Annotated in this window: 16 protein-coding genes and 1 riboswitch; of the genes, 8 read left to right on the top strand and 8 right to left on the bottom strand. The window is 66.1% G+C overall.

Annotated features, from left to right (window positions below; translation table 11 throughout):
* Positions 1 to 144: 144 nt before the first annotated feature.
* A complete protein-coding gene (locus tag QZ994_RS10625; protein WP_290871406.1) occupies positions 145 to 1,581 on the bottom strand; it encodes a M23 family metallopeptidase in 1,437 nt (478 codons plus the stop codon).
* Between the two features lie 157 nt (positions 1,582 to 1,738).
* Here QZ994_RS10625 and tyrS point away from each other — a divergent pair, with 157 nt between their 5' ends.
* From tyrS to QZ994_RS10610, 3 genes are all read left to right on the top strand, one after another.
* Positions 1,739 to 3,001 (top strand): tyrosine--tRNA ligase, encoded by a 1,263-nt coding sequence (gene tyrS / locus QZ994_RS10620; RefSeq protein WP_290871405.1) that lies wholly within the window; start codon positions 1,739 to 1,741, stop codon positions 2,999 to 3,001.
* Positions 3,002 to 3,231: 230 nt separating this feature from the next.
* Positions 3,232 to 3,993, top strand: a complete 762-nt coding sequence (locus tag QZ994_RS10615; RefSeq protein ID WP_290871404.1) for a PEP-CTERM sorting domain-containing protein — start codon at positions 3,232 to 3,234, stop codon at positions 3,991 to 3,993.
* 135 nt (positions 3,994 to 4,128) lie between these two features.
* The gene (locus QZ994_RS10610; protein WP_290871403.1) at positions 4,129 to 5,241 is read left to right on the top strand and encodes an OmpW family outer membrane protein; all 1,113 of its coding nucleotides are present in this window, start codon (positions 4,129 to 4,131) and stop codon (positions 5,239 to 5,241) included.
* A gap of 38 nt (positions 5,242 to 5,279) precedes the next feature.
* Here QZ994_RS10610 and QZ994_RS10605 read toward each other — a convergent pair whose 3' ends face one another.
* Entirely contained in the window at positions 5,280 to 5,882 is a 603-nt protein-coding gene (locus QZ994_RS10605; RefSeq protein WP_290871402.1) for an NTP transferase domain-containing protein, read from the bottom strand.
* Positions 5,883 to 6,029: 147 nt separating this feature from the next.
* Here QZ994_RS10605 and pdxH point away from each other — a divergent pair, with 147 nt between their 5' ends.
* Positions 6,030 to 6,683 (top strand): pyridoxamine 5'-phosphate oxidase, encoded by a 654-nt coding sequence (gene pdxH / locus QZ994_RS10600; RefSeq protein ID WP_290871401.1) that lies wholly within the window; start codon positions 6,030 to 6,032, stop codon positions 6,681 to 6,683.
* 10 nt (positions 6,684 to 6,693) lie between these two features.
* On the opposite strand, the gene msrA is transcribed toward pdxH, so the two are convergent.
* Positions 6,694 to 7,260, bottom strand: a complete 567-nt coding sequence (gene msrA / locus QZ994_RS10595; protein WP_290871400.1) for a peptide-methionine (S)-S-oxide reductase MsrA — start codon at positions 7,258 to 7,260, stop codon at positions 6,694 to 6,696.
* Positions 7,261 to 7,348: 88 nt separating this feature from the next.
* On the opposite strand from msrA, the gene QZ994_RS10590 reads away from it, so the two are divergent.
* On the top strand, positions 7,349 to 8,224 hold the full coding sequence (locus tag QZ994_RS10590; RefSeq protein WP_290871399.1) for a YdcF family protein: 876 nt from the start codon (positions 7,349 to 7,351) through the stop codon (positions 8,222 to 8,224).
* A gap of 286 nt (positions 8,225 to 8,510) precedes the next feature.
* On the opposite strand, the gene QZ994_RS10585 is transcribed toward QZ994_RS10590, so the two are convergent.
* Positions 8,511 to 10,100, bottom strand: a complete 1,590-nt coding sequence (locus QZ994_RS10585; RefSeq protein ID WP_290871398.1) for a UbiD family decarboxylase — start codon at positions 10,098 to 10,100, stop codon at positions 8,511 to 8,513.
* A 331-nt stretch (positions 10,101 to 10,431) separates the two neighbouring features.
* On the opposite strand from QZ994_RS10585, the gene QZ994_RS10580 reads away from it, so the two are divergent.
* The 3 genes from QZ994_RS10580 (at position 10,432) to nrdR (ending at position 13,558) form a co-directional block, all read left to right on the top strand.
* On the top strand, positions 10,432 to 11,472 hold the full coding sequence (locus tag QZ994_RS10580; protein WP_290871397.1) for a lytic transglycosylase domain-containing protein: 1,041 nt from the start codon (positions 10,432 to 10,434) through the stop codon (positions 11,470 to 11,472).
* 58 nt (positions 11,473 to 11,530) lie between these two features.
* A riboswitch (ZMP/ZTP riboswitch) is annotated at positions 11,531 to 11,663 on the top strand.
* Positions 11,664 to 11,730: 67 nt separating this feature from the next.
* A complete protein-coding gene (gene glyA, locus QZ994_RS10575; RefSeq protein WP_290871396.1) occupies positions 11,731 to 12,981 on the top strand; it encodes a serine hydroxymethyltransferase in 1,251 nt (416 codons plus the stop codon).
* Positions 12,982 to 13,090: 109 nt separating this feature from the next.
* Positions 13,091 to 13,558, top strand: coding sequence for a transcriptional regulator NrdR (gene nrdR, locus QZ994_RS10570; protein ID WP_290871395.1), 468 nt, complete (start codon positions 13,091 to 13,093; stop codon positions 13,556 to 13,558).
* A 15-nt stretch (positions 13,559 to 13,573) separates the two neighbouring features.
* Here the strand turns inward: nrdR and QZ994_RS10565 are convergent, their stop codons facing one another.
* The 4 genes from QZ994_RS10565 to QZ994_RS10550 all read right to left on the bottom strand — a co-directional run.
* Entirely contained in the window at positions 13,574 to 17,131 is a 3,558-nt protein-coding gene (locus QZ994_RS10565) for an amino acid adenylation domain-containing protein (RefSeq protein WP_290871394.1), read from the bottom strand.
* 73 nt (positions 17,132 to 17,204) lie between these two features.
* On the bottom strand, positions 17,205 to 17,687 hold the full coding sequence (locus QZ994_RS10560; protein ID WP_290871393.1) for a type IV pilin protein: 483 nt from the start codon (positions 17,685 to 17,687) through the stop codon (positions 17,205 to 17,207).
* A gap of 3 nt (positions 17,688 to 17,690) precedes the next feature.
* Positions 17,691 to 21,563, bottom strand: a complete 3,873-nt coding sequence (locus tag QZ994_RS10555) for a PilC/PilY family type IV pilus protein (protein WP_290871392.1) — start codon at positions 21,561 to 21,563, stop codon at positions 17,691 to 17,693.
* A 1-nt stretch (position 21,564) separates the two neighbouring features.
* A partial coding sequence (locus QZ994_RS10550; protein WP_290871391.1) for a hypothetical protein occupies positions 21,565 to 21,971 on the bottom strand: 407 nt, incomplete at its 5' end.

The raw sequence follows: 21,971 nt of genomic DNA, 5'->3' as shown, positions 1-21,971 counted from the left end.
CGCCATCGACGCCGTCCAGCGAGGTGCCGGACATCAGCCCGATGTAGATGGCTGCTGTCGTGTCGGCGTCCGGGTGGCCAGGCTGCAAGCCGGCCGGGCTCAAGCGGGGCCCTGCGCCCTCGGTCAAGGGGGCAGGTGAGCCCGTCATTCGAAGCGAGGGCCGGTCTTGGCGCCGGCGGCCTGCCATTCGCCAGCACGGTCGAGTTGTGCGGCGATGCGGCCGGCCATGCCCTTGAACTGGGTCAGGGCCTGGGGCGAGAGCTGCAGGCTCTCGGAGGCGCGGGCGATCTGCATCGGGTCCACCTGCGTGCCCTTGATCTTGAATTCGAAGTGCAGGTGCGGGCCGGTGGCCCAGCCGGTGGCGCCCACGGCACCGATCAGCTGACCCTGTTCGACCTTCTGGCCCTTGCGCACGTCGATCCGGCTGAGGTGGGCGTACACCGTCTTGCGGTCACCCGCGTGCTGCAGTTCGACCACGTTGCCGTAGCCGTTCTGCTGGCCGGCGAAGCTCACCACGGCGTCACCCACGCTGCGCACGGCGGTGCCTGTGGGGGCACCGAAGTCCACGCCCAGGTGGGCTTTCCACTTCTGCTGGATCGGGTGGAAGCGCATGGCGAAACCGGAGGTCACGCGCGAGAAGGCCAACGGCGAGGCCAGGAAGGCGCGTGTCTTGCTGCGACCGGTCAGGTCGAAGTAGGCACCCTTGCTGCCCGGTTGCTGGAACCACACGGCATCGTGCGTTTCGCCCTTGTTGATGAAGCGCGCGGCCAGCACGCGGCCGGAGGCGTTGCCCCAGGTGATGGGCTCGCCATCGGCAAGGTGCGCTTCGTAAAGCACGCTGAACGCGTCGCCCTTGCGCAGCTCGCGGCGGAAGTCGATGTCGTTGCCGAAGATTTCGGCAATCTGGTTGGTGACGCCGTCCGGTACCTTGGCGTCATCTGCCGCGGCAAAGAGCGAGGACTGGATGGTGCCCGAGGCCATCTGCGAGGTGACTTGCAGGGGCACCTGCTCCGAGCGGGTGGTCCACAGGCCGCCTTCCTGGCGTTCGATGCGCAGGCGGGTGAAGTGGGTGTCGATCTGGCTGGCGTCGGCGGCCGGGCTGCGGGCAATCAGTTCGCGCAGCTTGCCGTTGTCGACGATGACCTTGACCAGCTTGCCCGCCCGGCCTTGCAGCAGCGTGGCCGCGGTGGGGTCCTGGCGCAGCAGGCGGGCGGCCTCGGCATCGTCCACGCCCAGGCGGCGCAGCAGGGTGTCGGCCGTGTCGCTCGGGCGGGTGACGTCATTGCGGTAAAGCGACAGCACCTGGCCATCGAGCTGGGCGATCTGCCCTGGCAGCAGGGCAGGTTCGACCTGCTCCTGCACCTGTGTGATCACGGGCAGGGCGGCGTCGGGCAGGGTGCTCAGGGGGGCGACACCGAAAGCGGTGAAGGCGCTGCCTGCGAGGAGGGCCAGCACGGCGGCGCTCACGCGGCGGGGGTGGCGGTGGAGTGCAGCCTGGGTGGCCTGGAGGCCGGAGGCAAGGCGAGAGATCGGGGTGGGGCGAAGGGCCTGCTTGGCCAGGGTCGTCTTGGAATCGGTCAAAACAGGAATTCCCATCTGGTTCCGGTGGCGGGGGAGAGCTCTCCCCTAAAATCAGCCCGCGTTGAAGGCAAGGTACGTGCCTGCGCGCCCACAATCTGCTGAGTATAGCCCGCTCAGGGCACACGCCAGCTGCTCGATTTTCTCATGTTGATCCGCCATGTCGCACTCCGAAAAAGCATCTGTTTCGCCTGTTGAGCACCCCATCACCGACCGTGTGAAAGAGGCCCTGGCGGTGACGCTGCGCGGGGTGGAGGAGCTCCTGCCCGAGGGCGAGTGGCTCAGGAAGCTGGCCCGCTCCGAAGCCACCGGGGTGCCGCTGCGCATCAAGCTGGGTCTGGATCCCACCGCGCCCGACATCCACCTCGGTCACACCGTGGTGCTCAACAAGCTGCGCCAGTTGCAGGACCTGGGGCACACCGTGATCTTCCTGATCGGGGATTTCACCTCGCTGATCGGCGACCCGTCGGGCCGCAACGCCACCCGTCCCCCCCTCACCGAGGAGCAGGTCAAGGCCAATGCGGAGACCTACTACAAGCAGGCCAGTCTGGTGCTGGACCCTGCCCGAACCGAGATCCGCTACAACAGCGAGTGGTGCGACGCCCTGGGCGCGCGCGGCATGATCCAGCTGGCCAGTCGCTACACCGTGGCCCGCATGATGGAGCGCAACGATTTCCACGACCGCTTCCATGGCGGCAATGCGATCAGCGTGCATGAGTTCCTGTATCCCCTGATGCAGGGTTATGACTCGGTGGCGTTGAAGTCCGATCTGGAACTCGGTGGCACCGACCAGAAATTCAACTTGCTGATGGGGCGTCACCTGCAGGCCGAATATGGCCAGGAAGCCCAGTGCATCTTGACCATGCCCCTGCTGGAGGGCCTGGACGGCGTCGAGAAGATGTCGAAATCCAAGAACAACTACATCGGCATCAGCGAGGCCCCCAACAGCATGTTCGCCAAGCTGATGAGCATCAGCGACGTGCTGATGTGGAAGTACTTCACCCTGCTGAGTTTCCGCCCGATGAGCGAGATCAACCAGCTCAAGGCAGAGTGCGAGGCCGGTCGCAATCCGCGAGATGCCAAGGTGATGCTGGCGCAGGAGATCGTCACGCGCTTCCACAGCGCCACCGCCGCGGAGGAGGCCTTGCAGGACTTCGTGAACCGCTCGCGCGGTGGCATCCCCGACGAGATGCCCGAAGTCAGCCTCGCCCAGCCCGAGGGCGGCGAGGGCCTGGGCATCGGTGCCCTCCTGAAGGCCGCGGGCCTGGTGGCGTCGACCGGTGAGGCCAACCGCCTGATCGAGCAAAACGGCGTGCGGGTGGAGGGTGAAACGGTCGGTGACAGGGGTCTCAAATTGAAGGCCGGCGTGTATGTCGTCCAGGTGGGGAAGCGAAAGTTTGCCCGGGTCACCGTCACGGGGTGATTCAGGGGTAACCCCTACGCTTGAATGCGGGGTACGCAAACGTTCCCTGGTGTTTTCCTGAGGTCTATATCACGTGCATGAGGGGCTTGAGCCGTTGTGCTCCTTCGAACCGCACAGCTATGCTTGTGACGAACAGGCGTTTAAAAGCCTGTGTGGGTCGAAGGAAGACGCGGATGCCTTCCGACTGCATAGAAGTTCCCCCAAAGGGCCGCTTTCAAGTGGAGATAGACATGAAATTTGCATTCAAGAGCATCGTCGCTGCCGCCGCGTTCGTGGCAGCTGGCGTCGCCAGCGCGGCCAACGTGACGGTGGCGGTCGGTGGCACCTACAACGGCCTGAAGCTGGACAGCGGTTCGGGTGCCCTGTCCTTCAGCACCACCCTGATCGGCGCCCTGAACGCCAGCGGCACTGTCGTGAGTGCCGTGGCCCCCGCCACCGCCGACATCGTCCTCAACGCCAAGGGCACCGCTTACAAGTCGGTCTCGGTGGCCGCACCTTTTGTCAGCCTGGTTGCTGACACCGCCACCAACTCCGTGGTGGCCGCCCTGACCACCGGTGGCGCCCTGCAAACCACCGAAGACGACGGCTTCACCAACACCGGTGGCAGCCTGTCGATCACCAACATCAACGCCGACCTGGTGGCCAAGAAGGTGTTCGTCACGCTGACCGGCGCCAATGGCGTGGGCACCCTGAACAACTTCTACCTGTGGGACATCGGCACCATCGGTGGCAGCACCACCCTGGCTGCCGGCACCACCACGACCACGCTGTCGGGCCTGTCGATCACCACCGCCGGCTTCAACGCCTTCTCGACCGCCCTGGGCCTGACCACGGCTGGCAAGAACGCCCTGTCCACCGTGACCGACTTCGGCACCATCACCTCCACCGTGGTGGCCAGCACGGTGCCCTCCGTGCCCGAACCCTCCACCTACGCCCTGATGGGTCTGGGCCTGGTGGGCATCAGCCTGGTCGCTCGCCGTCGCGCCAAGTGATCTGAGTCGGCCTCCGTGGCCGGCTGTTGAAATGGACCCCGCGCAAGGCGGGGCTCCCAGGGCCGCTCGCGGCAACGTGAGTGGCCCTTTTTCCAGGTGAATGGCACAGAGATGCCCACAGAATTCGGAGACAGCATGACCCGCAACGCGCGCTTTGCCCTGTCGGCCTCACTCATGGCGGTGTGTGCCACTGTCGGTGGCACCGCTTCGGCCCAGAATACGGTGTCCGACCCCTATATCGCAAAGCAGTTGTCCAACTCGGTGCGCGGCAACCTCTTCATGCGCCTGGGCGTGACCAGCATTTTTCCCAAGACCAAGGCCGGTGATGCCTACGATGTGACGGGCCCCGTGGTGACGCCCGCGGACCTCAGTGCCGCCGCAGCCATCGGCGATGCCCTGCCAGAAGAGGATCCACTCAGCTCTGCCAACTTCGACGGCCGGGCTGGATCCACCTACAGCGCCCTTGTGGCGGGCCTCAACAGCGCGATCGGTTCGGGGCTGGGCACCCCGGCAGGCATCAAGTCGCGGGTCGGCAAGGCGTCGACGGTCACCCTGAGCGTCGGTTACTGGCTGTCGGACGACCACACCTGGGTCGCCGAGGCCTACATCCTGGCTGCGCCCTTCAAGATCAAGGCTTATGGCGCAGGTGTGAACGCATCGGGCAACCCCAATGGTCTGAGCGGCAAGCAGATCATCGAGACCAAGATGCTCCCCCCCCTGGCGGTCCTGGGGCGCTATTTCGGCGATGCCAACAACCGCTTTCGCCCCTATCTGGGTGTGGGGGCAACCTATGTGGCCTTCTTCGACACCAAGACGACCAGCCTCTATGACGACTATGTCGGCGGAAAGTCGAAGGCCAGCCTGACCAACGCCTTTGGCGTCGGTCCTTTTGCAGGACTGAAGGCCGAGATCGCCGACGACTGGCATGTCAGCCTGGCCGTCGGGCAGGTCAAGATCCGCACCAAGGCCACCCTGGTGACCAACAACACGCTGATCACTTCGGAGAGTGGTGTGATCAATGACTACGACCCGGTGGTGGTGAACCTGATCAACAGCGCTGAGAACAATGACCCGAGCAACGTCACGGGTTCGGGCCGTCCGCGCTGGGTGGACAGCCAGGTCACGACCAAACTGATGAAGCTGGTGGCTCAGAGCAAGGGCAAGTCGGACCTGGGCAGCTTCGAGCGCAAGCAGGACGTGGCCATCCGCAACACCATCGTCAACCTGAGCGTGGGCCGCAGCTTCTGAGTTCGGGGCCCCGTTCTGCGCCAGCGCACGAGACCGTTTCAGCTCAGGGCGTGTGCGGACACTCGGCGCGCGGAGGGCTGGGGCGAATGCCAGCGCTGGAGTCCATGGGGAACCGAAGCTGGCATGACGATCCCGGGGTCATCTGTGCTGATGGCCGTGGCCGGGTAGCGGGCCGCCAGGCGGACGAGATCGTGGTCATGCTCCAGGCGGACCAGTTCCGAGTACATCTCGCTGGAGAAGCCGATGGGGTGTCCCTGGGTCTGGCCATACTGCGGGTAGACCACGGCGTAGCGCGCCAGGCTGTGGGCCAGGGTCAGGAGGGTGCGAGCCTGGGTGCTTGGCAGTTCTGCCGGCAGCAGGAGCCAGCCTTGTGCGTTGGCGCTGGATTGCACCCCTGCCCGGATTGCCTGGCCCAGCCAGCGGCGGCTTTCGGGCATGGGCTCGGGCGGCACGATCACCTGGCTGCCCGGCAGCCGCTGTCGTGCCCAACTGGCCAGGTCCGGTGGCGCCACCATCCGCACCGGCAGGTTGCTGGCCATGGCCTGGGTCAGGAGTGCGTCCAACCCTGCGGGGACAGGCTCGCTGCAGCCCTCGGCGGCAAGCGGGCCGGCCAGGAGGAGGATGGTGGGCGGGTGGTTCATGGCGAGCACTCTGTCGGTCTCAGTGTGAACAGGTTTGCTGCACCGCACCACCGTGGCATCACCTAAGTGCATACCCGGTTCGGACGTCCGGGTGTGGCCTTGATTCGCCTCAGCTTCGTTCAGGGCAATTGGACGATACTGTTCGCCATGGACAAAGCCACCCCTCACGACATCGCGCAGATGCGCAAGAGCTACGAACAGGCCGAACTGGACGAGAGCCAGGTCAGGCCGCTGCCCATTGACCAGTTCCAGGCCTGGTTCGACGAGGCGGTCCACGCCCAGGCCCTGGAGCCCAATGCCATGACCTTGGCCACGGTGGGCGAGGGCGGTCGCCCGTCCACCCGCGTGGTGCTGCTCAAGGGCGCAGACGCCCGTGGCATGGTCTGGTACACCAATTACGAGAGCCGCAAGGGCCAGGAGCTGGCGGCCAACCCCCACGCCGCCTTGCAATTCTTCTGGCCTGAACTGGAGCGGGTGGTGCGCGTTGAAGGGCGGGTCGAGCGCCTGAGCGAGGCCGAGTCGGATGCCTACTACCGCACCCGACCGTTGGGTTCACGCATTGGCGCCTGGGCCTCGCCTCAAAGCCAGGTCCTGTCCTCCCGGGCAGAGCTGGAAGTGTCCTGGGCAGCGCAGCAGGCGGCACAGGGCGCCGATCCGGTCAGGCCGCCGAACTGGGGCGGCTACCGTCTGGTGCCCGATCGCTGGGAGTTCTGGCAGGGCCGTCCCTCGCGCCTGCACGACCGCATCGTTTACCTGGCACAGGCCGATGGCGCCTGGCTCCGTCAGCGACTGGCGCCCTGAGGGCCTGTGATCAGCCGGCCTTCAACAGGCTGGCGAACGTGTGCTGGAATTTGGCCAGCTTCGGGGCGACAACGAAGGCGCAGTAGCCCTGGTGCGGGTTGCGCAGCGCGTAGCCCTGGTGGTAGGCCTCGGCCGGGTGGTAGTTGCGCACCGGTTGCACCTCGGTGACGATGGGCTGGGCAAAAACCTTGTCGGTCTCGAGTTGTTCGATCAGCCTGCGTGCCTGCTCTGCCTGTGCAGCACTGTGCGTGTAAATCCCGGATCGGTACTGCGTGCCCACATCGTGACCCTGCCGATTCAGGGTGGTGGGGTCGTGCAGGAAAAAGAACACCTCCAGCAACTGCCCGTAGCTGATTTCAGCGGGGTCGAAGCGCACGCGCACGACTTCTGCATGCCCTGTCTGGCCGGTGCAGACCGCCTCGTAGGTGGGGGATGGGTGATCTCCGTTGCTGTAGCCTGATTCCGCATGGACCACGCCGCGGACCTGGTTGAACGCGGTCTCGATGCACCAGAAGCAGCCTGCGCCAAACGTGGCTTCTTCAAGCGGGACCGAGGACCCGGAAATGGGTGCTTCCATGACAGGCTTTCTCTTGCTTAGACTGCATCGATGATACGGAGCCCGAGATGACCTTGCTTGCCCCTGTTTTTTCTGTGCGATGCCTGGCATGACGAACGACTGGTCTGCATGGCGTCCGGTTCTCACCGCCCTGGCCATGCCGCCGTTGCCCTGGCTGTTGCTGGTGTTGGTGGGCGCGCGTCTGATCATTCCTCGGCGTGGTTGGGGCTACCTGCTGGTGATGGTGGGGGTGCTGGGCGCCTGGTTCTCGTCGACCCAGGTCGGTGCCGTGTGGCTGCAGCATGCGGTGCTCCAGCCGGGGCCGGCCCTGTATGGGGCCGGGCAGGAGCGCCTCGCGCAGATGGGCGTGGCCCACCTTCAGCAAGTCCGCCGCACGCCCCGGACCGCGGCGCAGCCCACGCCACCTGCGGCCATCATCGTGCTCGGGGGAGGGCGTGACACCCTGGCGCCTGAGTACGGTGCATCCGACCTGTCGGACCGTTCGCTGGCCCGCCTGCGCTACGGCGTGTGGCTCGCCAGGCAGACGAAGCTGCCGCTGGGTTTCAGCGGCGGGGTGGGCTGGGGGCAGAAGTCGGACAGCGGTGCGCCCAGCGAGGCCGAAGTGGCCGCGCGCCTGGCCGAGCAGCAGTTCGGGGTGCGCCTGCAGTGGACAGAGGCGCAGTCTTCCGACACCCGCGGCAACGCGGCGCTGACCCTGGCGATGCTGGGGCAGCAGGGGGTGCCCGAGGTGGTATTGGTGACCGATGCCGTGCACATGCCCCGAGCGAAGCGCGCTTTCACCGAGGCGGCGCGTGCGCTGTTGGTGCAGCACCCGGATTGGCCACTGATCCGCATCACCCCGGCGCCGACGGGTTTCTGGCGTCGCTCCGAGCGCCCTGGCCTGGACTGGTTGCCCTCGGCCGAAGGCGGTGCCCGCTTCAGCCAGGCCTGGCGAGAGTGCCTGGGTTGGTGGCTGCGTGCCTGAGTCTGGCAGGCTCGGTTCAGGCGTGCGCTTCAGGCTTCAGAAATGAGAAACCCCCGGACGAAGCCGGGGGTTGGAGCGGCGCGCGGGCCGTCCGAGGAAAGGGCAGAGCGTGGTGTCTGCCACTTCCCAAGACGCAGGGACTGCGTCTCGTTGGGTTGTCCTTTGGTCGGACAACTGCAGGTTACGCCCGGGACGTCGTTCGCGCAAGCCCGCTCGGCGAAAAGCCCCGATCGCATCGTGCGTTTGACGCACGAGATACCGCCTGGCGCCTCGCCAGGCGCAGGTCTCAGCGCGGACGGAGGGCCTGCGCCACCAGGTCGTCGACCCGGCGCTGCACCGTGTCCGGCATGGTGATGGTGCGGCCCCATTCGCGGCTGGTTTCGCCGGGCCACTTGTTTGTGGCATCCAGCCCCATCTTGCCGCCCAGGCCGCTGACGGGAGACGCGAAGTCCAGGTAGTCGATCGGGGTGTGGTCGACCAGGGTGGTGTCGCGCACCGGGTCCATCCGCGTGGTGACCGCCCAGATCACTTCCTGCCAGTTGCGGATGTCCACGTCGTCGTCGACGATGACGATGAACTTGGTGTACATGAACTGGCGCAGGAAGCTCCAGATGCCGAACATGAGGCGCTTGCTGTGGCCGGCATAGGCCTTCTTCATGCTGACGATGGCCATGCGGTAGCTGCAGCCTTCGGGGGGCAGGTAGAAGTCGACGATCTCCGGAAACTGCTTCTGCAGGATGGGCACGAAGACCTCGTTGAGGGCCACGCCCAGCACCGCGGGCTCGTCGGGCGGCTTGCCGGTGTAGGTGGAGTGGTAGACCGGGTCCTTGCGGTTGGTCATGCGCTTGACCTCGAACACCGGGAACCAGTCCTGCTCGTTGTAATAGCCGGTGTGGTCGCCAAACGGGCCTTCCAGGGCGTGCAGGTAGCCGTTCTTCTCTTTCAGGGGCACGCCGTGCTCGCTCACACCCTCGTAGCCCGTGGGCGCGGTGGGGATGTGGCCTTCCAGCACGAACTCGGCGCTGGCCGGCACCTGCAGCAGGTGCTCGCCTTCACCGACCTGGGTGTTGACCACCTCGGTGCGGCTGCCGCGCAGCAGCCCGGCGAACTGGTACTCGCCCAGGGTGTCGGGCACCGGGGTGACGGCACCCAGGATGGTGGCTGGGTCGGCGCCCAGGGCCACGGCGATGGGGAAGGGTTGGCCCGGGTGGGCGAGCGCGAATTCGCGGAAATCGAGTGCGCCGCCGCGGTGGGTCAGCCAGCGCATGATGAGCTGGCGTCGGCCGATCAGTTGCTGGCGGTAGATGCCCAGGTTCTGGCGTCGACGTGGATTGGGCACGTTCTGGGGGCCGCGCGTGACGACCAGGCCCCAGGTGAGCAGGGGGGCGGCGTCATCTGGCCAGCAGTGCTGGATGGGCAACTCGGTCAGGTCGACCTCGCTGCCTTCGCGCACCTCGGCCTGGCAGGCTGCGCTGCGCACGGTGGCGGGCTTCATGTCCCACAAGGCCTTGGCCATCTGCAGCAGCTTGCCGGCGTCTTTCAGGCCTTTGGGAGGCTCGGGTTCTTTCAGGCTGGCCAGCACGCGACCGATGTCCCGCAATTCCCCCACATCCTGTGCGCCCATGCCCATGGCCACCCGCTTCGGGGTGCCAAAAAGGTTGGCCAGAACCGGGATTTTGTAACGTTTTGTCGAGGCGGCGGACACCGAGCCCGGACCCGTCGCCTGACTGAACCACAGGGCGGGGCCCTCTGCGCGCAGCACCCGGTCGCTCAGGGCGGTCATCTCGAGGTGGACCGAGACGGGCTCGTCCACGCGGTGCAGTTCGCCCAGGCTGTCGAGGCCGTTCACGAAGTCCCGCAGGTCACGGTATTTCATAGAAAACGATATAAGAAGTCGTGTTGTTATGCTTGACTGGTTATTTCAAGGCTGCCTAGAATCCGCTCCCGTTGAACCCGGAGCGTGTTTTCCCGGGTTTGCCCTTGTGCCCCTGCGGGGGCGCAACGCTGCCAGCCCTGGCGCCTTTCAGCCTTGTCGACCCTTGTCGACCGGCCACTTCGTGATGGTGTGTGTGCTCTAGCACGGCCCCGCCATCGTCCAGCCAGGGCCATTATCACTGCCGTGTGGGTGCGGCGCCGTCGCTGGTCTGACCAGCAAATGGCGACAAACCTGGCGCGCCGGTGTTGAAAGGAGAAGCATGACAGCGTGTATGCGTGCTGCGGAGAGCCACTCGGCCTCCGCGATCCAGACCCAAGGCCAGGCGCAAGCTGGCGGGTCTGCAGACCGAGCCCTGGTGGCCGGTCGTCAAGGTGTTCTGGTGTTTGTGTCGGATGTGCTGGACGGTTTGCGCCGTGTCAGCCACAGTGCCCTGGCCATGCTGGGGCTGGTTGCGGTACTGGGCGGGCTCTTCCTGCTCCAGCGTCCTGACCTGCGCCATGAACTGGAAGACCAGGCCCTGGGCTGGTTGATGGAACGCGCCACTTCGCGCACCGCGGTGGCCAGCGAGGCCGAAGAGGTGGATGACAACGGCGTGTTGCTGGCGATGGCCGAACCCGACGCCATCCAGCGCGCGACGGCCACCAACCCGGCCGAACTGAGCCGCCAGCAGGCCAATGTGGCGTACTGGATTGCGCGCCGCTACAACGTCGCGCCGGAACCCATCAGCCGCCTGGTTCAGGAAGCCTGGGCCGTGGGCCACAAGGTGGGCATGGAGCCGACCCTGGTGCTGGCCGTCATGGCCATCGAATCGGGCTTCAACCCCTTTGCGCAGAGCCACGTGGGGGCCCAGGGGCTGATGCAGGTGATGACCCGCATCCACCAGGACAAGTACGCGATCTTTGGCGGCCAGAACGCCGCCTTCGATCCGGTGACCAACCTCCGTGTGGGCGTGCAGGTGCTGAAAGATTGCATCCGCAAGGCCGGCAGTCTGGAAGGCGGCCTGAAGTACTACGTGGGCGCGGCCAACCTGAACGACGACGGCGGTTATGCCGCCAAGGTCCTGGCCGAGCAGGCCTACCTGCGTCAGGTGGCCTCCGGTCAGAAACTGGCACCCAACGCGCCGCTGCCTCAGGCCGTGGTGGCCCAGGCCACTGGTGGGGCGGTCAACGGCAATGCAGGGGCATCCCCCCTGAGCAGCCCGGCACCGGCTTCGGCATCGACGGTGGCCCCGGCGGCACCGGCCGCCAGCGAATCGGCCACGCCTGCGGCACCGAGCCACCGCCCCGAGCAGGTGGCCTTGCTGACCCCGTGATGCACCGCTGTCCCGGTTGCTCGCCGCTGGCGGGCGAAGGGCGGCTCCATTACAATCCACGAAGCTGCGCGACTGGCGATACATGGTCGGGCCTGAAAAGGCCGGCCTGAGGTGGTGAACCACCGGGAAGCGCGGCCGGCCCCAAGGCGTTCAGCCTGGGGTTGTTTCAGCCGTTCGCCTGGGCAGCCCTCAGCCTGGTTTTGCTAGCAATGACCAGCGCGAGCGGGACTTCAACACCTTGAAGAGGACTGCCAAGTCATGTTTGACCGCGCACAGCACACCCTGGCCAATGTGGACCCCGACCTGTGGGCCGCCATCCAGGCAGAGAACACCCGCCAGGAAGACCACATCGAGCTGATCGCTTCCGAGAACTACACCTCGCCGGCCGTGATGCAGGCGCAGGGCTCGCAGCTGACCAACAAGTACGCCGAAGGCTATCCCGGCAAGCGCTATTACGGCGGTTGCGAAAACGTGGACGTGGTCGAACAGCTGGCCATCGACCGCCTGAAGGCCCTGTTCGGCGCCGAGTACGCCAACGTGCAGCCCAACTCGGGTTCGCAGGCCAACCAGGCCGTGTTCTTCGGTCTGCTGCAGCCGGGCGACACGATCATGGGCCTGAGCCTGGCCGAAGGCGGTCACCTGACCCACGGCATGCCCCTGAACATGTCGGGCAAGTGGTTCAAGGTGGTGTCTTACGGTCTGAACGCCCAGGAAGACATCGACTACGACGCGATGGAAGCCCTGGCCCGCGAGCACAAGCCCAAGCTGATCATTGCCGGCGCTTCGGCTTTTGCCCTGCGCATCGACTTCGAGCGTTTCGGCAAGATCGCCAAGGAAATCGGCGCCTATTTCATGGTGGACATGGCCCACTACGCTGGCCTGATCGCCGCGGGTGTCTACCCCAACCCGGTGCCTTTCGCCGACGTGGTGACCTCCACCACCCACAAGAGCCTGCGTGGCCCACGTGGCGGCATCATCCTGATGCGCGGTGAAGAAGTCGCCAAGAAGATCAACAGCGCCATCTTCCCTGGCATCCAGGGTGGCCCGCTGATGCACGTCATCGCCGGCAAGGCCGTGGCCTTCAAGGAAGCCGCTTCGGACGAGTTCAAGGCCTACCAGCAGCAGGTCGTGAAGAACGCCGCAGCCCTGGCCGACACGCTCACCAAGCGTGGCCTGCGCATCGTCTCGGGTCGCACCGAGAGCCACGTGATGCTGGTCGACCTGCGCCCCAAGAACCTGACGGGCAAGGAAGCCGAAGCCATCCTGGGCAAGGCGCACATGACCTGCAACAAGAACGGCATCCCCAACGACCCGCAAAAGCCGATGGTCACCAGCGGCATCCGTCTGGGCAGCCCGGCCTTCACGACGCGTGGCTTCAAGGAAGAACAGGCCATCGCCGTGGGCAACCTGATCGCCGACGTGCTGGACAACCCGCACGACGAGGCCAACATCGCCCGCGTGCGCGAGCAGGTGGCCGCGCTGACCCGCGACTTCCCGGTCTACCGTTGAACCGATGACCCGTGGATCGAGCCGCGCTGTGAGGCGTGACTGATCTCAACCCGGCCTGGGCGTGTGCCCTCGCCGGGTTTTTCTTTGCAGTGCAGGGAGCAGGAACACGATGCGTTGCCCTTTTTGTGGCCACCCCGATACCCAGGTGGTGGAGACGCGCGATTCGGACGAGGGCGATTCGACCCGTCGCCGGCGCAAATGCCATGCGTGCGACAAGCGCTTCACGACCTATGAGCGGGCGGAAATCGACCTGCCGGCGATCGTCAAACGCGATGGGCGCCGCACCGATTTCGACCGCGCCAAGCTCAAGGGCTCGCTGATGCTGGCCTTGCGCAAGCGACCCGTGGGCGCCGAGGCGGTGGACACCGCCATCGAGGCCATCGAGGCGCGGCTGCGCCAGTCGGGTGACAAGGAAGTGAGCTCGACCCAGCTGGGGGAGTGGGTTATGCGCGAGTTGCGCAAGCTCGACAAGGTGGCCTATGTGCGCTTTGCATCGGTCTACCGCAGCTTCGATGACGTGAGCGAGTTCGTGGCCGCGATCAAGGAAACCGGCAAGAAGGCCCCGCCGGAGCATTGATCGGAGAGCCTCTGCTCAGCCGGTGGAGCGTCCCCGGCCTTTGAGCAGGCGATGGAGCAGGCGTTGCGCCCGAGGGGGCGAGTCCAGGCCGGACGCGGCGGGTTCCTGTGTCGTCAGCGGGTGCATGGCTGTTGAGGTGCTGGCGGCATGTTCGTAGGTCTGGGCCAGCTGGGCCAGGCTTTCGAAGATGTAGTGCCGTGCGCCCACCCTGAGCCCGGTGCGCTCGGCCATCAGGCCGATGCCCTGGATGGCCAGCAGCGAGTGCCCGCCCAGGTCGAAGAAGTTGTCCTGAGGGCGGAGGTCGTTCACGCCGAGCAGGGTTCGCCAGGTCTCGGCCAGGGCGCGCAGCATCGGGCTCGCGTCCGTGAGGGTGTCGCCAGCCGCGGGTGCTTCCAGGTCGTGCGAGGACGGAGGGGGCAGAGCCTGCCGGTCCAGCTTGCCGTTGGCCAGCAGGGGTAGGCCATCGGGGAGGCAGACAAACCTTTGCGGCACCATGTGTTCCGGCAGGTGCTGTCGGCAGTGGGCGCGCAGATCGGCCGCCTTGGCCGTCTGGCCGGGCAGCCCCGGGACCACATAGGCGACCAGGCGAACGTCCCCAGGGCGGTCTTCGCGCGCCACCAGAACGCAGCGGCCCACGTCCGGATGCTGTTGCAGGCAGGATTCGATGTCGCCGGGTTCGATGCGGTGGCCGCGCACCTTGATCTGGTGGTCCAGCCGGCCCAGGTGTTCCAGTTGGCCGTCTCGGCGCCACCTGGCCAGGTCGCCGGTCCTGTACATCAAGTGACCCGGGTGTCCGGGTTCGGGCACAAAGCGTGTCTGACTGAGGTCGGGGCGTTGCCAGTAGCCCAGGGCCACACCGTCTCCGCCAATGAAGAGCTCTCCGGGCACGCCCACGGGGCTGGGGTGTCCCGTGTGGTCCAACACGTGGAGGCGGGTGTGGTCGATCGGACGGCCGATGTGCACATCCGGGGGCTGGCCGCTGATGCGCGCACAGCTGGACCAGACGGTGGTTTCGGTGGGGCCATACATGTTCCACACGGCCGGGCAGCGCTGGATCAGTTGGGTCGCGAGGTCGCTTTGCAGGGCCTCTCCGCCCACCAGAGCCTTGAAGCGGCGACGCCCCTGGCCGTTCCAGCCGGCGTCGATCAGCAGGCGCCAGGTGCTCGGTGTGGCCTGCATGGCGGTGACGCGCTGGGTGTCGATCAGCCTGGCCAGGGCCTGGCCGTCGAGCACGTCGTCCTGGCTGGCGATCACCACCTGGGCACCCACGCTGAGGGGCAGCAGCAGTTCGAGCACGGCGATGTCGAAGGACAAGGTCGTGACTGCGAGCAGGCGGTCGTTGCGCGCGAGGCCGGGCGTGTGGGCCATGCTGCGCAGGAAGTTCAGCACGGCGCGGTGGGGCACGACCACCCCTTTGGGCCGGCCGGTGGAGCCCGAGGTGTAGATCAGGTAGGCGGGGTCGTCGCCTTGTCGTGCGGGTGCGGTGCCCGGTGCACTGGCTTGGCTGGGCGCAGGATCAGACTGACCCAGGGTGAGCACGGGCACCCGGCCGGAAGGCAGGCGCGTGGCGAGTTCGGGCTGGGTCAGCAGGAGGCTGAGCCCGGCGTCATCGATCATGTCCTGCAGGCGGGCGCTGGGATAGTGCGGGTCAAGGGGCACATAGGCGGCACCGCTGGCCAGGACGGCCCAGAGGGCGACCACCAGGTGGGGGCCGCGCTCCAGAGAAAGGCCCACTCTGTGCCCAGGGCCGATGCCGCGCCGGGTGAGGTGCTGGCACATGGCCATGGCCTGTGCCTGGAGTTCGCCGTAGCTGAGCACCTGGTCGCCGTGTCGCAGCGCCACGGCACGGGGGTGCAGTGCGGCTTGCCGGGCCAGGAGCTGGTCGACCCCAGTGCAGCCGTCTTCGGGCAGGGGCGGGTGGGTCGCGGCGTGGGCCTCCTGCCAATGGGCCTGGTCGAGCGCGCTGCGCCAGTGGTGATCGGAGAGGGGGCGCTCGGGGCGGTCGAGCACCTGTGTCAGCACGGCGAGGTAGTTCTGCAGCAGGGACTCGGCACTGGCAGGCTCAAACAGGCTGGCGGCGTACTCGAGGGAGATCGTCTGGCTGTGTTCGAGGTCGGCGATGAAGGCCAGAGGGAACTGGGCGGCGCCTCGGTCGAAGAGGAAGCGGCTGGTGTGCAGGCCCTCGAACACGGTCTTGCCGTGCGCGGCGTTCGTCACGTTGAGCATCACGTTCAGGCCCAGGGGCAGGTCGGCCTGGCGCTGGTGCTGGCCGTGGCGCTCCACCAGCAGGTCAAAGGGCAGGTCCTGGTTGGCGTAGGCCAGCAGGGCCTGCGCCTTGACCCGTTGCAACAGCGTCAGGAAGCTGGGGTCGCCGGAAAGGTCGGTGCGCATCACCAGGGTGTTGACCAGGCTGGCCACGATGCGGCTGGTTTCCGCGTGATGGCGGTTGGCGATCGGGGTCGCGATGGCGACGTCCTCCTGCCCGGCATGGCGGCCCAGCATCAGGCTGAGGGCGGCGAGCAGGACCATGAAGGGGGTGCCGCCTTCGCGGGTGGCCAGTTGGTGCAGACGCTCCGCCAGGCCTGCGGGCAGCGGGGTCGTGATGCGCCCGCCTTCCCGGTACCACTGGGCGGTCATCGGGTGGTCCGTGGGCAGGCGCAAGGGCGGCATGTCCTGGATCAGCCGGGACCAGTGGTGCAGCTGAGGGGCCAGCCTGGCCTGCATGTCCGGGCTGGTCTGCCAGTAGCCGTGGTCGGCGCAGTCGATCTGCACGGGCGGCAAGTGGGGCTGCCTGCCCATGAGCAGTTGCTGGTAGACACTGGCGACTTCCTGCGCAACGATGAGGTTGGCGGCCAGGTCGATCAGGATGTGGTGGGCGAACCAGGCGATGACGTGGTCCCGTGGCCCCAGTTCCAGCAACGCGATGCGCCACAGCGGGCCCTGCTGAAGGTCGAAGGGTTGGCGGCACAGTGTGCGCAAGGTCTGGCGTGCCCGCTCCTCTGCCTCGCCCGGGAGGGCGGTGTCGCTGCCCTGGCTGTGCAGCACGTGCCGCGACATGGGCACCGTCAGGTCGTCTGAGGGCAGAACCTCTTGCTGTGGTCCTTGCGCAGTCAGGACAAAGCGTGTGCGGAAGGTGTCGTGCCGATGCCAGACCGTGCTCAGTGCCTGGTGCAGGCACTCGGTGTCGAGGGGGCCCTGCAGGCGCAGCGCGAAGGGGACGTGGTAGGCCGTGGAGTCCGGCGCAAACTGCTGCGTCAGCCACATGCGCCGCTGTGAATGCGACAGTGGCAACCACTGGTCACGACGCTGGCGGGTGATGGGAAGGGGCGTCAGGGCCACCATGCTGGCCTGCTCGCCCTGCGTGCTGGCCCATTGACGCAGCCCGGTCAGACTCAGGCCGTTCAGCAGTGGGTCGACACCGAGGTCAAGCCCCAGTTCCGACTTGAGCCGGGCGCACAGTTGCATGGCGGCGAGCGAGTCGCCGCCCAGGGCCATGAACGTGTCGTCGGGCGGGCAGTGCGTGAGTTCCAGCGCATCCAGCCAGAGGGTGTGCAGGGTGTCCGGTCGGGGCAAGTCGCCTTGCGTCGGGTTTGCTGAGTACTGCGGCAAATCGGTGAGGGGGCGAAGGGCTGATCGGAGGGCGAATTTATTTCCAGCAATCCTGCACGGAGGCGTTGGTCCCGGTGACACCCTTGACGCCCGACTCGGTCAGGGTGAAGGCGCCACAGCGGTCGTTCACCATGGGGCCACCGGTCGTCGGGGTGGCTTTCAAGGTGAAGGTGGTGGCCGTCACGGATTTCGTGCCACCTGTTGTGGCCAGGGCGATGGTGTAGAGCTGGGTGCTGCCAGTGTCACGGGGAACGCGAGCGAAGTTGCTCAGAGAGGTCCCGGATTTGTCCACATCGTCATTGTTCAGGTCCTTGTCGTAGCGGTTGTTGGCTGCGTAGAACCGTTGCATGAATTGGGCCGCCTCCATGAGGGCGGTCTGGGCCTGGACGCGGCGGCCGCGGGCGACGTGCTCGGTGTACGAGGGGTAGGCCACCGTGGCCAGGATGCCGATGATGGCCACCGTGATCATCAGTTCGATCAGGGTGAAGCCGCGGTGGCGAGAGAGAGAGCGTCTGGGCATGGGTCAGGGTTTGGGTGGGTTGAGCAGTTGGCGCCAGATGCGGTCTTTGATGCGCTTGCTGGGGTCGTCGCAGGCACGCAGGCCCTTGGCGCTGTCGGCCAACTGGTCGCTGCCGGTGAGGCAGTCGTTCTTGGTGGTGGAGCCATCCGAGCTGGCGATGCCTCCTGTGAGCACACGGCCCGGTCCGCCGCCCGGGGTGCTGAAGCCGCCCACAGCGATTTCGCTGTCGTCAAACTGACCGTTGCCGTTGGCGTCGATCGAGGCGCGGGTGGAGCGGGCGCCGGTCAGGGCCTTGATGAAAAAGCCATAGCCGATGGCCTGGGTGCCGGAGCAGCTTTCTTCGATGGCGCCAGGTTTGACCGCCGACACCAGCACACCGTTGCCCAACTTTTGCGGCGGGTAAATGGCCTTGGGGTAAGAGTAGGTCGTGGTGCTGGAGCTGGTGTCGGGCACCTTGAGGTCGAGGCGCCAGCCCTCGCCACCTGTGGAAGCACCCCAGCTGACCGAATTGGTGCTGAGGTCGTAGAAGGTGGATGTGGTGGTGGAAAGGCTTGAGATGCCCGTGATGCCTTGGGCCTGCAATTTGTTGCGGTCATCGGGCGTCAGGCTGAAGGCGGGCACGAGGGTTGTGCTCAGCTGATCAAAGCCGGTGCGATCCCAGATGCCGTAGACGGTCTGGGTCTGGGTGCTGCCGGCGTCGCCGAGGTTGGTGCTGCTGACCTTGTCATAGAGCAGGCGACCTGTGTTGGCGACCACCACTTGCCCACCCATGGGGTGGCTGACCACGGCGGGGGCGGCCAGGATGGGCTGGGTGGTTGCGTTGGACTGTGCGCTGTCGTAAGCCTTGAACAGGGCGCGTCCACCGTAGCCGGCGACCATCGTGCTGCCGTTGTGCTCGAAGCGCCAGAGGTTGCCCTGCATGTCGCCGGCGTAGGCGCCGATCACCTGGCCCAGTTGGTTGCGGACCAGGGTGACGCCGCCCAGACCATTGGCGGCACCGTTGCCGCGGGCATAGGCGACCACGGAGCTGACGTCACCTGTGGCCACATCGACCATCAGCAGGGCGGCGTTGCCGCTGTCGCTGTCGACGCCGTTGCCGACAAAGACTTTCCAGCTGCCATCGGGCAGCACACCCACCTGGGGTTCGGTGGTGATGTAGCCCATGTCGGTGCTGCGCGCGCTGCTGCTTTCCCAGAGCACCGAGCCGCTGTCGAAATCGGTCGGGTCACTGGTCTTCAGGTGCAGGGCGAAGATGGTGCGGCCACCGGCACCCATGGTGCCCACGGCGATGTTGTGCCAGGCCGCATCGTCGTTGCCGATGGCGAAATGGGCGTCTGATTCGACCAGCGGGCCATCGACAAAGTACTGGTGGAAGTTGCTGCTCGAGCCGTAGTCGGACCTGGCAATCTTGGGCAGGTTTGCCAGGCTGGCGCTGGGGATGAAGCCGAAGGTTTCGACGCCAGTGGACGCGTCGAACGCATGCAGCATGCCGCCGTTGCCGCCGATGAGCAGGGCACTCTTGCTGCGGTTGGCCTTGTCGCGCAGGAAATCGCTGTATTGCTTGCCGCTGGTGGCATTGGGCGCGCCCGGCAGGGTGCTGTAGCCGAGGTTGAGGGCGCCCTTGACGTACAGCGGTGTGGCGTTCACGAAATCGGGCAGCACGTTGACACGCGAGGTGGTCGTGTTGCCATTGACCGTGACCTCGACGCGGTCACGGAAGGTGCTGTCGGCCACCACGCGGCCCTTGATGTAATCGACCAGTGCGCTGCTGAGCAGCGTCTGCGTGTTGCCGCCCACGTTGCTGTAGGTGAAGTCGTCGGCCGAGCCGGCATCAGGGTTGCCTGGTGTGGGGTTCTTCTTCCAGAAGCGGATGTTGCGCTGGTCCCAGCTGGGGAGTTGCTGGCTGGCCACCCAGCTTGGGGTCGTGCCCATGTTGCCGTTGGCATCGAGGGTGTAGGCGCGGATGTCGCCCACCCAGGACACCGCACGGTATTCGGGCACGTATTTGAAATTGCCTGCCGACAAGGTGCTGGAGGCGGTGGCCACACCGGCTTCCTTCAAGGCATTGCGCTCGCTCAGGCTCAGGGCGCTGGTCAGGGCTTTCTTGAGTTCGTCGTTGTTGTTGACGTTGAAGTAGGCTCCGCGAGAGTTGATGGCGGCATGCCAGAGGTCATCGATCTGGTTGGGTGAGGACTGCCAATAGGTGGTGCCAGGCGGTGTGCTGGTGGCGTTGCCGTTGATCAGGCCCAGGAGGGTGGTGTCATTGGGAGGGAACACGCCCGTGACGCCGAAGCCCACGAAGAACTGGGTCAGGTGCTGCCAGGTGGCCGGGTTGCTCTTGACCGCGGCAAGTGCGGCATTGGTGTCCGATGAGGTGATCGGTGCCACCTCGTTGGGGATGTCGCTTTGCAGGTCGTTGGCCCAGTAGCGCATGGCGTAGTCCGCCAGGGTGCCGGTGGCCTCGTCGGTGAAAGGCCTTCCCAGGCGGGAAGCCTTGTCATCGTTGGCGGGGTTCCGGACCCGTCCATCGTCATCGTCGAGACGGTAATAGCCGTCGGTGATCACGATGTTGTAGGCGCGACGGCATGCCAGGTCTCCACGGGTGACAGGGCTGGACGATGAGCCCAGGACGCTCACGTCGTTGCGCCAGGGGCTGCCTTCATCGGTGCGCTGGAAGTACTCGCCGACGGCTGCCACAGCGCCCCGGGTGGGCGTTCTGGGCAGGGTGGCCAGGTCGCGCAGCCAGGTGCTGAAGGCCGCCTTGTGGGCGTTGTCGAGGTCTCGCAAGCCTTGCTGGACCGTGTCGGAGTTGCGACCGTCAACGGTGTAGTTCCCAGCGTGGATGGTGGCCCAGCCCACACGCAAGGTGTCAGCGAAGCTGTTGAACGTCTCAGGCATGGCGCCCTGGGCGATCATCAGGCGCGAACGGTAGTAGACGAACCAGTTGGCGAAGTTCTGCTTTTCGGCCGTGATGCTGCAGACGGTCTTCGCGCTCTCAACCCGACAGTCCTCGCTGCGGTTGGCGTAGCGGAAGGGGTAGCTGACTTCGCTGCTGCCGTCGTTGAGGTTGTAGTTCAGGTAGCTGCTGGAGAGGGTCGGGTCGGCTTGTGCCTTGAGCAGGTAGAGCAGGGCCGGGTTGAAGTTGCGTTTGCTGGTGTCACAGTTTCGGTAGTTGCCTCCGGCACCAACGTCTGGACCGCAGTACCAGCGCGCTGTGTACGCGGTGGCGGTGTCTCGGAGGTCCACGGCGCGCGAGTTTGCGGCGCTGCGGGTGTCCGGGTCCATCCACAATGGGTCGAGTTGGGCGGCCGAGAAACTGGCGGAAGGGTAGGACACCAGGGTGCCCGTGCTGGGGTTGACCTTTTGCCAGGGCAGGTAGCGGATCGCAGGGTTGTAGTAGATGCTGTTGACGTCGGGCGAACGCATCTGCTTTTGTCTGACCACTTCGGCGCTGCTCAACTCACCTTCCGGCGCGCCGGTGACAAAGTGGGTGTCGTAATTCACATCCTCTGTGGACGATCGACGGTTGTCGAAGTCGAAGATGTTCTTGCGGATCTCGCGTGGGTGCACGTAGACCTTGCCGTCGTTCGGGAATTCGACGGTGACGCCATTCTTCGTGAACGAACGCTCGGGCGCGTACTGGTAGGTCATGGAGCCGGAGTCGTCCAGCGTCAGCATGACGTTGGGCTTGGGCTTGTTGCCCGGGCGGTTGACGAGCGGCGTTTGCGAGGGTGCAGCGATGGCGGTGGTTGGGCCCCACTGCAGCAGCAGCGCGACACTGATCAGGCTGAGCTGGCAGGCCTGGCGCGCACGGCCACGGCGTTTTGGATGGGCCTGGCCGGTGGCAGAGCGAGGGCGGTTGCTGGCGGGCGTCATGTCAGAGGGTCTCCAGCCGGATGATGGATTGCAGCCAGACCACGGAGCCAGCTTTGGTGCGGCCGCTGGCGTCGCTGTTTTCTGCGTAGTTGTCGCTGAAGCCGCGGGCGGTGACCACGATCACTTCGCTGGTCCCGAGGGTGCGTTTTTGCGCCATGCACTGCGGGGCCTTGCTGCTGGTGTACACCGTACTGGGCACCGACACCGGGCCGCCTGCATTGGTGGCCAGTTTCCAGTTGCTGAAACTGGTCCAGCGCTCGTTGCTGGGGTTGGATTCGGCGGCGGCGGTGCTCAGTGCCGTGGCGCCAGCCGGCACCGTGACCTCGCCCGTCAGCAGTTGCTCGCAGTAGCGCAGGGCGGCCTGGGCGGCCTGCGTCGCCTGGTTGCTGCGGCGGTTGTTGTCGCTCA

The sequence above is a fragment of the Aquabacterium sp. genome (assembly GCF_021768455.1).
GTDB lineage: Bacteria > Pseudomonadota > Gammaproteobacteria > Burkholderiales > Burkholderiaceae_C > Aquabacterium.
This window is presented reverse-complemented; position numbering and strand designations above follow the sequence as displayed.

What these genes read in the sequence shown, in the direction of transcription:
- tyrS (WP_290871405.1), top strand. Translation starts at nt 1,739, where the DNA reads ATGTCGCACTCCGAAAAAGCATCTGTTTCGCCTGTTGAGCACCCCATC.
- QZ994_RS10610 (WP_290871403.1), top strand. Translation starts at nt 4,129, where the DNA reads ATGACCCGCAACGCGCGCTTTGCCCTGTCGGCCTCACTCATGGCGGTG.
- QZ994_RS10555 (WP_290871392.1), bottom strand. Translation starts at nt 21,563, where the DNA reads ATGACGCCCGCCAGCAACCGCCCTCGCTCTGCCACCGGCCAGGCCCAT.
- QZ994_RS10605 (WP_290871402.1), bottom strand. Translation starts at nt 5,882, where the DNA reads ATGAACCACCCGCCCACCATCCTCCTCCTGGCCGGCCCGCTTGCCGCC.
- QZ994_RS10560 (WP_290871393.1), bottom strand. Translation starts at nt 17,687, where the DNA reads ATGCCCAGACGCTCTCTCTCTCGCCACCGCGGCTTCACCCTGATCGAA.
- glyA (WP_290871396.1), top strand. Translation starts at nt 11,731, where the DNA reads ATGTTTGACCGCGCACAGCACACCCTGGCCAATGTGGACCCCGACCTG.
- msrA (WP_290871400.1), bottom strand. Translation starts at nt 7,260, where the DNA reads ATGGAAGCACCCATTTCCGGGTCCTCGGTCCCGCTTGAAGAAGCCACG.
- QZ994_RS10590 (WP_290871399.1), top strand. Translation starts at nt 7,349, where the DNA reads ATGACGAACGACTGGTCTGCATGGCGTCCGGTTCTCACCGCCCTGGCC.
- QZ994_RS10580 (WP_290871397.1), top strand. Translation starts at nt 10,432, where the DNA reads ATGCGTGCTGCGGAGAGCCACTCGGCCTCCGCGATCCAGACCCAAGGC.
- pdxH (WP_290871401.1), top strand. Translation starts at nt 6,030, where the DNA reads ATGGACAAAGCCACCCCTCACGACATCGCGCAGATGCGCAAGAGCTAC.
- QZ994_RS10615 (WP_290871404.1), top strand. Translation starts at nt 3,232, where the DNA reads ATGAAATTTGCATTCAAGAGCATCGTCGCTGCCGCCGCGTTCGTGGCA.
- QZ994_RS10585 (WP_290871398.1), bottom strand. Translation starts at nt 10,100, where the DNA reads ATGAAATACCGTGACCTGCGGGACTTCGTGAACGGCCTCGACAGCCTG.
- nrdR (WP_290871395.1), top strand. Translation starts at nt 13,091, where the DNA reads ATGCGTTGCCCTTTTTGTGGCCACCCCGATACCCAGGTGGTGGAGACG.